This window comes from Myroides albus (assembly GCF_024722315.1).
GTDB lineage: Bacteria > Bacteroidota > Bacteroidia > Flavobacteriales > Flavobacteriaceae > Flavobacterium > Flavobacterium album_A.
Genome location: NZ_CP102754.1, coordinates 3151093 through 3164862, shown reverse-complemented (window position 1 = coordinate 3164862; position 13770 = coordinate 3151093). Strand labels below are relative to the sequence as shown.

The window sequence follows — 13770 nt, the reverse complement described above, 5'->3', positions numbered from 1 at the left end:
AAATTATTTTACACTGTTTAAATGAATAGCCATTTCAACCATTTTAGAAGAATAACCATACTCATTATCGTACCATGCTACGAATTTAAAGAATGTACTGTTTAATCCAATACCAGCTTTAGAGTCAACGATACAAGTGTGTGTATTAGATACGAAGTCTTGAGAAACTACGTCATCTTCAACATATAACATAACACCTTTTAATTCGTTTTCACTTGCTTTTTTAAGTACAGCCATTACTTCCTCGTAAGAAGTTTCTTTACCTAATTTCACAGTTAAATCCACAGTAGATACGTCAGCTGTTGGAACACGCATAGACATACCCGTTAATTTACCTTTCAATTCAGGAATAACTTTACCTACAGCTTTAGCCGCACCTGTTGAAGCAGGAATAATATTTAATAAAGCCGAGCGTCCACCTCTGTAGTCTTTCTTAGAAGGACCATCCACAGTAAACTGAGTTGCAGTTGTAGCGTGAATTGTAGTCATTAAACCTTCAACAATTCCAAACTTGTCATTTAGAACTTTAGCTAATGGAGCTAGACAGTTAGTAGTACAAGATGCATTTGAGATAATTGTATCTGTTGCTTTTAACTCTTTCTCATTCACTCCCATTACAAACATTGGAGCATCAGCAGAAGGTGCAGAAATCAAAACTTTCTTAGCTCCTGCATCAATGTGTTTTTGCGCACCTTCAAGGTTTGTAAAAATACCTGTACAGTCAGCAACAACATCTACTTTTACTTCATCCCATTTAAGCATTAATGGATCTTTTTCAGCAGTTACACGAACTGTTTTTCCATTAATTACCAAGTTGCCATCTTTCACTTCAACTGTTCCATCAAAACGTCCATGTACTGAATCGTATTTAATCAAATAAGCTAAATGCTCAACTTGCATTAAATCGTTTACAGCTACAATTTCCACATCACTTCTTTTTACTGCTTCTCTAAACATTAAACGTCCAATACGTCCGAAACCGTTAATCCCTATTCTTGTCTTCATAATATCTTTTTTTATTAAGTTATTTTTTTAAATTGTAATTATATCTGATACTCTCAACAGATCTTTATCTATTGGAGAATGCCCTTTCACAGCTTGTTCAAGTGGAGTTAAGGCAACCTGATCGTTGATAAGCCCCACCATAAAGTTACTTTGACCTTCTAGTAAAGTTTCTACTGCTTTTACACTTAATCTACTTGCAAGTACCCTATCAAAACAAGAAGGCGCCCCACCCCTTTGCATATGACCTAATACTGATACACGCACTTCATACTCAGGTAAATTCTCTTCTACGTATTCCCCTAATTCAAATACGTTTTTACCGAGTCTTTCTCCTTCTGCTACAATTACTATACTAGATGATTTTCCTGATTTTTTACTTTTCTTCAAAGACTCAAGTAGCCTTTCTAGTCCCAAATCTTCCTCTGGGATCAATATTTCCTCTGCTCCTGCTCCGATACCTGCATTTAATGCAATATGCCCAGCATCACGCCCCATAACCTCTACAAAGAATAGACGCTTATGTGAACTCGCAGTATCTCTAATCTTATCCACCGCATCTACTACTGTATTTAATGCTGTGTCAAAACCAATGGTATGACTGGTTCCATGAATATCATTGTCAATCGTACCAGGTATTCCCATTACAGGAATGTCAAACTCTTTACTCAAGACCATTGCTCCAGTAAAACTTCCATCTCCACCGATAACGATTAAAGCATCTATCTCTGCTTTCTTCAAATTATCGTATGCAGCCTGTCTACCTTCTGAAGTCTTAAATGCAGCACATCTTGCTGTTTTTAAAATAGTTCCCCCTTTATTAATAATGTAGTTTACATCTCTTGGACCTAATACTTCAAAATCACCCTCAACAAGCCCTTGAAAACCACGAAATACTCCTATACACTCTACTCCATGGAATGAACAAGTACGAACAATAGCTCTAATGGCTGCATTCATACCCGGAGCATCACCTCCAGAAGTTAAAACACCTATTCTTTTTATTGCCTTACTCATATGATTAACATTTTGAGTAAATTTAGCAAATAATCGTTACTTGGACAAGATTATTGGATGTTTAATTCTTATTTTGGTATTATAATTTTGTTAAATAATTAACATTTGAACTATTTAGAATTATTTCTTCTACGATCCTCATAAAATTTAATAAAATCGCGATTAAAATCAGAGTCTGGTAGTTCTTCTGTCCTACTATTTTCCTTCTTTTCTTTCTCTTTCTTTTCCTTGGCGCGCTTGTCTGCTTGATTCAAAATTTTAGACAATAACTCCTTAAAAGTGTCAAAGTCCACTTCATAAGTCAAACCTACTCCTTGTGTATAACCAATACCTTCTCCTAAGTAATTGATGTCGTTCTCCCTATTGAAAAAACGAGCATTTAATGTTCCCTCTTCATTAATGCGCAACAAGACCTCTACATCCCCTACGATCACAGATTGTTCTTCCCCTCCTACAGGTACTCCCAGTTTTCCATTGACAGAAATGCGATCGTTAACTTTAGTTGAGAAAGTAACCCCTAAACGCCCTTCTGTTTGCGTGTATGGATTTCGCTCTCCCTGAGCGTAGTTTAAGCCTACTTTGAATTTGTCATCCTCATCAGAAAATAAGTCATCAAAAATGCTACTGGCTCTTTCAAATAAACTACCAGCTAAAGCGGAAGACGAATTATCTGATGAGAAAAACGCCCCTGTTGCTAACAATGCCATAGCTTGTCTTTCTCGGGTATCTCTATCACTTAACTTGTAGTCCAACTCAGATTTAACAACCGAACTTACCGTTGGAAAGTTAATTTCAAAATCTACCTCTGGACTACTCAAACTACCGTTTAAAACAATAGCCACGTCTGTTGGTACCTTTCTATTAATAATCGAATTATCAACAATAACTCTTGGGTTTGCCTCTGTGTGATAAATTGCCTGTAAGTCAAGTATAGCATTCATTGGATCACCATCCCAGCGAATAGTTCCATATTTTTTTACTACAAATCTCTTGTCTATCAGTCCTCCATATTTAAAGTTATACTCTCCTTCATAAGCTTGAAAATCCCCCCACATATTAAACTTTCCAAGAGTATTAATTTCCATAGTAATAAAACCAGCTCCTTTACCTTTCATGGCATGCCCAGATTCGCGATCTAAGATGATCTCTATTTCCGCCTCAGGTGTAACAATAAACTCAAAGTCTAATTCTATTCCACTATTTCTATAGCGATATGGGTCGCTATCTTTACTTTTCTTTCGAAGCTCTTTTTCCTTGCGAGTCAAGAAATAGATATAATTATTCTCCCCTGTATTTTGAGCTTCTTTCAAAGGAATCTTAATCGCTGTACCTTTGTTAGAAGTGGCATTGATATCAATATTTAGCATTTCTACAGGCCCAGTTAAATTCGCCTGACCATTGATAAAAGCTGTTCCATAGTATAAACTACCTTCAGTAAACTTGGTGTCTAATGCCAATAAATTAGGCGATGACAACTTTAAATTCAATGCCCAATCATTAAACATTTTATGAGAAACATAACCGTCAACTACTCCTTCGGTCTTATATTTTGAATCTATAATTCTTGCGTTTCTAAGGATAAATTGTTTTTGGGTAATATCCAGAGCTGAATGCTCCTCAAACAAATAGTCCACTCCTGTAAACTTAGACAAAAATCCAGCTTTACTTAGATACAATCGTCCATTGACCTCTGGATCACTCGGTGTTCCAAGTATACTAATCTTTCCTGATGCAGTTCCTCGCATAGAGGAAGCCACACTACTTAAAAGTGGCCCTATCGGTTTTAAGCTAAATTCTTTAAACCCAGATTCTAAGTTAAAATAGGTCTTTTTATTGATTATATTGATATCTCCATTGAGGTAAAAAGATTCCTTGTCGAATTTTGAAATAGACGATTCTACTTTAAAGTTATCTAACTTTTCATTACCATCTACTTTAAACAACATAGTTCCAAGATCATAATCATTAATATGAAGCGAATCTATCTCAACATTGGCTCTTGGGTGAAATAAATCTTTATCTTGAGAAAAGTGAATATCTCCGTCTATCATACCTGAGAACTTCAAGTTATTAATATCAGGTGTAATCTTAGCTAGCTCAACTTGAGAAAAGTCCAAATCTAAGTGCTTATAAGTAGAATCTCGCATCACACCACTAAGGGCTACCCTTTGCCCTTTGTGAGACATCACAAGTGAATCAATGGTAAAGTCAGTTAGCTTTTTATTGAAAATCACTTTGTTACTTTTGTCTTCTTTCTCATTGACATTCCAAATAAAATCTTTGAAAAAGATATCTGATTTCTTAAACCCAACCACAGACATATTATCCTGATTAATGGTGTGATATAAGTTTAAATTAAAGACATCTCGATTATTATCCCCTCCCTTAAACTCAGAACGCACAAATAGCGTATCGTTATGGGTTAAGTTCAGTAAATTAAAGTCTGAGATCTTATACATACCTGTCCTTACACTATCAATTGAGACATAGGTATTATATAATGGGTTATTGTTATTTACATACAAAACAATATTGTGAAACCCAATTTTATCTAAAGATATACTCGGTGAGTCAAAGCGCAACTTAAACTCGTTTTCATCATTGTTAATCAACCCTTCTACACGAGTACTCTCACTGACTGTTAACTGAGGTAAAAATACCTCTATCAACCTATTGTGTACTGTGATATCAAAATCCAAATATTGACCTTCAGCTATTTTATAAGGGTTGTAGTTAGTATATAGACTTCCCAGAGCATTGGTAAATAAGCTCTTTAAATCCTTAAACCTGTACTTTCCTATCACATATCCTTTAATAGCTTCTTTTGAGTTAATTTGTATTGAACGCTCGCCATCTTGATTAAAAGCCGAAGTAACAGAAAACTCATCAAAAACATAGAAATCTTTAGTGTTGTTATACTGAGACGAGTTTACTTTAAACACCCCTTCTAAATCTTCTATCGAATTTCCAGAAGCTTTAAACTCAAAACTTCCCTTAAACTGCGCAAGGGTATCATTAACAAACTTTAAAGCGTGTAAATCAGCATAATCAACGTCTGCAACAAAGTCATAATTTTTCACTTTCGAGCTAAAGTCAACTTTTCCATTAAAGTCCAATTTTAAATTGGGATCATCAGTGTGAACAAGACCTTTAAAATACGGCATCTTTAATGTACCATCTACGGCAATTGACGTGTACTTATATTTGGCAAACACCAGTGAAAAGACATCCCCCTTAATAGAAGTATTTAAAGATTCTTGATTAAAGCCTTTTCCATCCACATACAAATCGAAAGAAGTTACTCCGAATTGCTTGTTGTCAATAAAACTTCCCAAGTCAAACTTATCCAGGGCTATATTCCCTTTATATTGTGCTAAATCAGGCTCGTCCAAATGATTAATCTCTAACTTAGCTCTACCTTTACCAATATTAGTTAAAACGTCAATATCAGTTTTCAAGGTACGCTTAGTCATCTCTAATTCACCGTGAATATCAAACATTCCCATATTGTCCAAAGACTCAGGTAACTTTGACTTCAGCAAATCAGGCATCAAACTAACTAAATTATAGCGAGAAATATAAAGCTTTGACAAGTTTGTCTTCATCCAAAACGGCTTATCTTTATCAAAGACGTTTCTAAAGGCAAATTGACCTATTACTTGTGAATTACTTTGGTCGAGTAAGCGTGCATTAATCAATTGAAAATCGTTCATCACTCCAACAATACTTCCTTGAAAATACAGCTGTTTATTCGAGGAGAACTCTGGTGCAAAAACATTTAAATCAGAAGTATTCAAAGAAGCTTTACTGATTTTAAAATCCCAGTTTACCTTATCGGTAAAATACTTCATATCTCCTTGAGCAAAACTAAAGAGTAAATCTCCTGCAATTGAAGATTGATCTGTTACTAGTTCAAGTGACTTAACACCAATAGTTGTTTTTGTATGAGAGAAATCTCCGGCAAGGCGATTTACATTCAACCCCCAGTGATCTTTAAAAGAAGCCTTCTTGATATTACCATAAATCTCTGGCCCTTTAATCAAAAAGTTGTTTACCTCACCATTTAACTCTTTAAAGTCAACTGCTGTGACAGTTTCATTGTTATCGTCAGAAACTTTAAAATGAGAGGAACTCATGTAGATATTCTTCGACTTTAACCTAAACTTACCATCCCCTTCTTTTCCATTGTCAAATACTGCAATTAAAGCATCAAGATTAGTCATTTCTTCTGCTTTGTACTTGTGGATATTTAGAAATAGATTGCTGATATGAGTATCTCCTAAAAAGATTTGTCCCTTCTTTAAGGCGTCAAAGTCGGTAATACGCGTTTTAAAACTTTTAATTTCTATAAACTTATAGTCGTGATTATCCCTTACTGATACACCTCTTAGAGAAATTCTACCAAAAAAATCAATATATAATCGGTCGATGTCGAACTTAGTACCAAACTTGTCGTTTACTTTTTCTACCGCAATGCTGGCCATGATACTTTGAACCACAGGTAACGACAAGGTTGCTATTATGATAACTAACAGACACACCAACGCCAATAGAAGGCGAAAAACTATTTTTTTAAATTTTTTGATAACGTTTTATGTTTTAAATTTGCAGCCTAATTATTTGCTTATTTCACAATAAAATAGCAAATAGCAAATTTAAGTATTTTTCCACATAGAATACCATGTTTTGTCAAGTTAAAACAGTTATTCTTAAACAAAAATTTCAAATAGAGAATGTCTTCTAAATCAACTTATATTTTAGCTATAGAAAGCTCATGTGATGACACATCAGCAGCGGTAATGCACAATAATAAAGTATTGTCAAATGTAGTAGCTAAACAAGAAATACACGAACAATATGGTGGTGTAGTGCCCGAATTAGCTTCTCGTGCACACCAACAAAACATTGTACCAGTTGTGGATATCGCCTTAAAGAAAGCTGGAATAACCAAAGAAGAATTAAACGGGATTGCCTTTACACAAGGCCCAGGCTTAATGGGATCACTATTAGTCGGTGGATCCTTTGCAAAATCTCTGTCTCTTGCCTTGAATATTCCCCTTGTCGCTGTGAATCACATGCACGCTCATATTCTTTGCCATTTTATCGATGAACAAGGCTATGACAAGCCAGAGTTTCCCTTTCTTGCTTTGACTATCTCAGGAGGTCATACTCAAATAGTTAAAGTAAATAGCTTTTTTGATTTAGAGATTCTGGGAGAAACAACTGATGACGCTGTTGGTGAGGCCTTTGACAAGTCTGCAAAAATATTGGGATTCCCTTATCCTGGAGGCCCGTTGATTGACAAGTATGCCAAAGAAGGTAATCCTAAAGCTTTTCAATTTACAAAGCCAAAAGTAGATGGGTTAAACTTTAGTTTCAGTGGCTTAAAAACACAAATCTTGTATTTTATACAAAAGAGTGTGAAGGAGAATCCTAATTTTATAGAAGAAAACAAAGCAGATATCTGTGCTTCTATTCAATATACGATTATACAGATCTTAATGGATAAATTAAAATTAGCTGTTAAACAAACTGGCATAAAGCAAATTGCTATAGGTGGTGGGGTTTCTGCCAATTCAGGTATTCGACAAACACTCAAACAAGCAGAAGACAAATACAAGTGGAAAACCTTTATTCCAAAGTTTGAATACACAACTGATAATGCTGCGATGATAGGTATTGTGGGTTATTATAGATATTGCGAATCAATATTTGCCGATTCTTCCATCGTATCAAAAGCTCGTATAGAATTTTAAAAACCAAACTTATGCAATTATTTTATTCCCCAAATATCAGTACTGATAACCCTACTTTTACTTTTGACAAAGACGAAAGTAAACACATCATAAAAGTCCTTAGACGAAAAATTGGAGATACGCTTCATGTAACGGATGGCAATGGGAATTTATTCACCACTGAGATTACTTTAGATTCCGACAAAGCTTGTATGACTCAAATTATCGAACATAAATTAATCCCACATACCCCATTTCGACTGCACTTAGCCGTGGCTCCTACCAAAATGAATGAACGCTACGAGTGGTTCTTGGAAAAAGCCACTGAAATAGGCATTCACGAAATAACGCCAATTATCTGTGAACATTCGGAAAGAAAGATAGTTAAGACCGAGCGATTTGAAAGAATTGTTCAATCAGCAATGAAACAATCCCTTCAAATGTACTTGCCGAAACTCAATCAACCTATTTCTCTAAAAGAATTTTTGAATCAAGATCACCAAGGAGAATTATACATTGCTCATTGTGAGGAAGACCAAGAAAAAATTTTGTTAAAAGACAGTATATTACCTCACAAAAATTATTTACTTTTAGTAGGTCCAGAAGGAGATTTCTCTCCAAGTGAAATACAATTAGCTCTTGACAAAGGTTATAAGCCTGTTTCTCTTGGACACACAAGGTTACGCACTGAAACTGCAGCGGTAGTTGCGGTACACAGTTTTATATTCACAAACGAATAAAATATTTATGGTTGATTCAAAAACGATTTCTAAAGGTATTGTAAGAGCTGTTTTAATATTAGTAGCAATATACCTAGGTGCAATGTTAATATTGCAAATTAGTTCTCTTTTTATCTATACTGCCTTGGCTTTTGTCTTAGCATTGATAGGTAAACCTTTAGTAGAGTTTTTTAAGAAAAAACTACGTATAAAGCGCACCTTAGCCGTTGTGATAACTATTGTTATTTACATCGCTTTCTTTATCGGCTTTATATTTATGTTTATCCCTTTATTTACCACACAAGCACAGAACTTATCTGTCTTAAACACCTCACATTTGCAAGAGGATTTTAATGGGTTAATTCACAAACTCGACCTATATTTATCAACCAAGGGCTTTAGTTTAGACACCCTTTTAGAGAGTGCGAATTTTAAATCTCAGCTCAAACTAGACTTTGTTCCAAATTTATTCAACACATTACTTGGTTTTCTAAGTGAGTTTGGAATGGGAGTTTTTGCTATTTTATTTATCACTTTTTTCTTTTTAAAAGATCAAGTTATCTTAGAATACCAGTTCAAGAAGATATTCCCAAGTAAACACGAAAACAAAGTATTAACTTCATTGGATAAAATTAACAATCTACTGTCGAGATACTTTCTTGGACTAGTAGCTCAAATTACGGTTATCTTTATTTTGAGTTTTATCCTTTTAGCAATAGTTGGAGTAAATGGTGCCTTAATGATCGCATTCTTATGTGCTATCTTAAACATCATTCCATATATAGGCCCACTAATTGGAAACGTCCTTGCAGTTTTGTTTACCATGTTGAGCTTTTTAGGCGATAACATAACAGAAGTTACTCTACCAAAGGCGTTAACAGTTATGTTTGGCTTTTTATTTATTCAACTAATCGACAACGTTGTAAACCAGCCTTTGATCTTTTCAAATAGCGTTAAATCACATCCTTTAGAGATATTCATTGTTATTCTAGCCTCTGGAATGTTCTCAGGAATTTTTGGAATGATTGCAGCTGTCCCTATTTATACTTGTATAAAAGTTATAGCTAAAGAGTTCTTGCCAAATGTTCGCTTTATTCAAATATTAACCAAAAAGTTATAATTGGAAAATCCTTTATTAGCTCTTGAAGTTCAAGAGTACATTAATGATCACCTTGATAAAAACAATAAAGATTTAGCTTTTAAAAAATCTCCTTTTCAACATATTGAAATGAGTGATTTACTCATGCAAATCGAAGCTAAGCAAAAGTGTATTGACAAACTTCCGACTTGGTACAACAGTCCAAATATACTGTACCCTGCTAAGCTTTCTATTGAACAAACTTCATCTGAGGTATGTGCTCAATACAAAGCAAACTTAGTTTTTGGTGAGAGTCTAATTGACCTTACTGGAGGCTTTGGTGTGGATTGTCTTTACTTTGCAAAGCATATAAAACAAGTTGTACACTGTGAGATGCAGTCCTACCTAAGTCATATGGTAGCTCATAACTATAATCAATTAGGTGTCAAGAATATTACTACACACTGTGGAGATAGCTTAGTGTATATAGCTGAGCAGAAAAAACAATGGGACTGGATTTACGTTGATCCCGCACGAAGAAATCAATCCAAAGAGAAAGTATTCTTTTTAAGTGATTGTTTGCCCAACGTACCTGAACATTTAGAACTTCTATTTTCGCATACAAATAATGTGCTAATTAAGACCTCTCCCCTTTTGGATATTCACGCAGGGCTTAATGAACTAAAGCACGTTAGCGCAATTCACATCATTGCATTAAACAATGAAGTAAAAGAGCTCTTGTGGGTGTTAAAAAAAGGAAGTATTGCAAGCGTTGAATTAACCGCTGTTAATATACACCACAATCAAATTAGCACTTTTAAGACTACACTCGATCAAAGTTGTGAGCCTGTTTACGCTTTACCTAAAAAGTTTTTATATGAGCCCAATAGTGCTGTACTAAAAACTGGAAAATTTGACTGTATTTGTCCTTATTATAAAATTGAAAAATTACATCAACACTCTCAACTATATACAAGTGACAATTTAATTGAAAACTTTGCAGGTAGGTCATTTGAAATACAAGAGGTCATCCCCTACAACAAAGCAAACGCTAAATTGTATCTAACCAATACCAAGGCCAATGTAACAACGCGTAACTTTCCAATAAAGGTAGAAGAACTCCGCAAGAAATGGAAGATTAAAGATGGCGGTGAGCAATACCTTTTTTTCACCACCTTAAACAATCAAGAGAAAGTTTTTATCAAATGTCTTAAAACAAAAATAGAAACTAAAATATAATAAAATGGGAGCGATAAACTCGCTCCCATTATTTTTACATCTAATTGTCTGTATATCAAAGTTTATTCTTAACAATAGCTAAACACCAAATCTACTGTTGCTGCACTAGGACCATCAACTGCTGAGTATCGCTTTTAAGAACTAATTTATTCGCATTTAACTCGTATTGTGTCGCGTTAAACAATGCCTTTAGAAAAGCACCTGAGGGCACTGCTTCACAAAACATACGCGTAGACTTTAATCGCTTATCTATCTCTATTTGACTGTCTCTTTGAATAGAGAAGCTACCAGAAAACGTATTACATCCATCGAAACCCTGCACTTTTAAATCTTCTAAATTAAAAGTTATTACTGGTATTTCATCTCCAAAAGTTTTAGAGGATATTAATTGTCCCCCTTCCCCATCAACAACGGACTCCAGTATCCAAGACGAGGTAGTTAATTTATTCGACATATTCTCTTTTATCTTGTTATCACTCTGCATTGGCAATTGACCTTTACAAGCCATTAACCCTAATGTACACAAAAATACTGCAAAAAATAAACTAAATTTTCCTCCCATATCAAGCCAAGATTTATTTTGTTTTCAAATCAAGTGTAATATCACTCTTGGTTAAAGATATAAAAAACAAAACAAACAGTCACTTTCTTTCTGATTATTAAAAGGTTATCCCCTTTTTTTATCCAAATTAATACTGTAAAAAATCGAACAATTACTTGTAAAAATACAGAGGTTAATCATAGTGTATCAAAACTTAATTTTTAACGTCATTTTATGCAACAAATCCACTTAAAAAGCTAAAAATTTGAATCAAAAGGCATTTTTTATTAAATTTGTAGAAATACACTGTTTTAATAACCGGCTTACAACTACAAAATACATTGAATAATCAAACATATTTTGCAGCTTAAGGTGTATGGAGTAAGCAAAAAATAATTTATATGCTAAGCATTAAAAAAATTGACAAACAAAACAAGATTAACAATGACGAAATTAACCTGTATGCTGATTTTCTAAATCTGCATTTAGAGCAATATGGCGACAAAAAGCAAGACATTTTAAAGGCTATAGACTACGCTCTTGAAAAAGATAACAAACCTGGAGGATTCTTATTGGTAGCTACCAATCAACAAGACAAAATTGTCGGTATTACTGTTGTTTTAAATACGCTAATGGAAGGTTTTATACCCGAACATATATTAGTTTATATTGCAACTGACTCCAAGGAAAGAGGCCAAGGAATAGGCTCCCAATTGATCCAACGCATAAAACAAGAGGCCAAAGGATCTATTGCATTGCATGTTGATGCTGATAATCCAGCACAAAACTTGTATGAAAGACAAGGATTTGAAAAAAAATACATTGAAATGCGCTTAACAAAGTAATCATGGCTTTTATAACTTTAGACAAAAACAAGTTAAAGCACAATTTCGAACAACTTGACCAACTTTTTGAAAATAATAATATCCAATGGGCTGTTGTTGGAAAATTACTTTGTGGAAACGAAATCTTTTTAAGAGAGGTTCTCTCTTTAGATATAAAGCAAATTTGCGACTCAAGAGTATCAAATTTAAAGGCAATCAAAGCTATCAATGATCAGGTAGAAACCATTTACATCAAGCCCGCTCCAAATGGCAGCATTGATGAAATTGTTGAGTTTGCCGACATAAGCTTTAACACAGAACTTGAAACTATTAAACTTCTCTCTCAAGAAGCAGTTAAACAGAACAAACACCACAAAGTGGTAATTATGGTTGAACTCGGTGAGTTAAGGGAAGGTGTTTTAAGGGAAGATCTCATCGATTTTTACCAGCAAGTATTCAACTTGCCAAATATCCAAATCATTGGATTAGGTGCAAATCTTACTTGTATGTATGGAATATTACCCAATAATGACAAACTCATTCAACTCACCCTCTACAAGGAAGTGCTTGAGCTGAGATTTAACAAGACAATTCCGTATATCTCTGGAGGAGCCTCTGTGACAATTCCTCTGATTATGAATAGCAGTATCCCAAAGGCTATTAACCATTTTAGAATCGGAGAGAGTCTATTTATGGGAACCAATGCTTATGACGGGTCTTCCTATGAGAACTTAAAGCAGAACGTCTTTAAGCTTCACACGGAAATCATTGAACTACATGAAAAACCAATGATGCCTGAAGGAGAAGTAGGTCTAAATATGACTGGCGAGAAAGTTAGTTTTAATCCCGAATGGGAAGATAGCACCAATTACAGAGCTATTATCGATTTAGGACTACTTGACATCGACATTGAACACATCACTCCTCTATGGCCTGATATCGAGATTGTCGGGGCAAGTTCAGATATGATTGTCATTGATTTGGGACAAAATCCAAAGAAATTAAAAGTTGGAGATACCATTCCCTTTCACATGGATTACATGGGAATTCTAAGAATCATGAATTCTGACTACGTAGAAAAAGAAATAATTTAATATACCTTCTTATAGAGCTCACACGAATAAATTATTGGTGTGAGCTTTTTTTATGCACTAAAATCAGTAAACACCTTAACAAGCAATCTGTAAATAAGCACAATTTCCCCATAAAGAATTTGCACTACTTACAAGAGTATTAATTAGGTACCAAAAGGAACAACTATCTAAAACTTAGGTTAAAAAAAATCAAGCAAAGCCCAATGTCTTTTACTTTTGTTAACCTCAATCAAAAAGTTTTTTTACAATGATTCAAACAATTATCCCTTTAGGAGGAGTAGCGCCTTCTGAGCTTATAGTTGTTGTTGCAATCGCTTTGCTTTTGTTTGGCGGAAAGAAAATCCCCGAATTAATGAAAGGACTTGGAACAGGAATTAAAGAGTTTAAACAAGCTACTCGCGAATCAAATGCTACTACTGCACAGAATCAACACAGTGATTCAAATCAAGAGCAGAAAGCAAAACAAGATTAAAAAGGCTGCCTAATAAGGCAACCTTTTGTTTTATAAAATAAGATATCTT

The 13770-nt window shown here is 34.4% G+C and carries 11 protein-coding genes; 7 read left to right on the top strand and 4 right to left on the bottom strand.

What is annotated here, in order from left to right:
- Positions 1–3 precede the first annotated feature (3 nt).
- The 3 genes from gap to NWE55_RS14075 form a co-directional block, all read right to left on the bottom strand.
- Complete coding sequence (gap, locus tag NWE55_RS14085; protein ID WP_155091664.1) at positions 4–1005, bottom strand: type I glyceraldehyde-3-phosphate dehydrogenase; 1002 nt, start codon at positions 1003–1005, stop codon at positions 4–6.
- A 27-nt stretch (positions 1006–1032) separates the two neighbouring features.
- Positions 1033–2019, bottom strand: coding sequence for a 6-phosphofructokinase (gene pfkA / locus NWE55_RS14080; protein WP_155091663.1), 987 nt, complete (start codon positions 2017–2019; stop codon positions 1033–1035).
- Between the two features lie 110 nt (positions 2020–2129).
- Complete coding sequence (locus tag NWE55_RS14075; RefSeq protein ID WP_258204282.1) at positions 2130–6518, bottom strand: translocation/assembly module TamB domain-containing protein; 4389 nt, start codon at positions 6516–6518, stop codon at positions 2130–2132.
- 234 nt (positions 6519–6752) lie between these two features.
- Here NWE55_RS14075 and tsaD point away from each other — a divergent pair, with 234 nt between their 5' ends.
- The 4 genes from tsaD to NWE55_RS14055 are packed head-to-tail and all read left to right on the top strand — an operon-like array spanning position 6753 to position 10790.
- Positions 6753–7775: a tRNA (adenosine(37)-N6)-threonylcarbamoyltransferase complex transferase subunit TsaD gene (tsaD, locus tag NWE55_RS14070; RefSeq protein WP_258204281.1), complete on the top strand. Its 1023-nt coding sequence runs from the start codon at positions 6753–6755 to the stop codon at positions 7773–7775.
- An 11-nt stretch (positions 7776–7786) separates the two neighbouring features.
- Positions 7787–8494, top strand: a complete 708-nt coding sequence (locus NWE55_RS14065) for a 16S rRNA (uracil(1498)-N(3))-methyltransferase (RefSeq protein ID WP_155091660.1) — start codon at positions 7787–7789, stop codon at positions 8492–8494.
- 7 nt (positions 8495–8501) lie between these two features.
- Positions 8502–9593: an AI-2E family transporter gene (locus NWE55_RS14060; protein WP_155091659.1), complete on the top strand. Its 1092-nt coding sequence runs from the start codon at positions 8502–8504 to the stop codon at positions 9591–9593.
- Positions 9594–10790 (top strand): THUMP-like domain-containing protein, encoded by a 1197-nt coding sequence (locus NWE55_RS14055; RefSeq protein WP_258204280.1) that lies wholly within the window; start codon positions 9594–9596, stop codon positions 10788–10790. It abuts the gene before it with no gap.
- A gap of 91 nt (positions 10791–10881) precedes the next feature.
- Here the strand turns inward: NWE55_RS14055 and NWE55_RS14050 are convergent, their stop codons facing one another.
- The gene (locus tag NWE55_RS14050; protein ID WP_258204279.1) at positions 10882–11352 is read right to left on the bottom strand and encodes an META domain-containing protein; all 471 of its coding nucleotides are present in this window, start codon (positions 11350–11352) and stop codon (positions 10882–10884) included.
- Positions 11353–11732: 380 nt separating this feature from the next.
- Between NWE55_RS14050 and NWE55_RS14045 the strand changes: the two genes are divergently transcribed.
- From NWE55_RS14045 to NWE55_RS14035, 3 genes are all read left to right on the top strand, one after another.
- Entirely contained in the window at positions 11733–12176 is a 444-nt protein-coding gene (locus NWE55_RS14045) for a GNAT family N-acetyltransferase (RefSeq protein ID WP_155091650.1), read from the top strand.
- 2 nt (positions 12177–12178) lie between these two features.
- Complete coding sequence (locus tag NWE55_RS14040; RefSeq protein WP_258204278.1) at positions 12179–13249, top strand: alanine racemase; 1071 nt, start codon at positions 12179–12181, stop codon at positions 13247–13249.
- Between the two features lie 247 nt (positions 13250–13496).
- A complete protein-coding gene (locus tag NWE55_RS14035) occupies positions 13497–13721 on the top strand; it encodes a Sec-independent protein translocase subunit TatA/TatB (RefSeq protein WP_155091648.1) in 225 nt (74 codons plus the stop codon).
- Positions 13722–13770 lie beyond the last annotated feature (49 nt).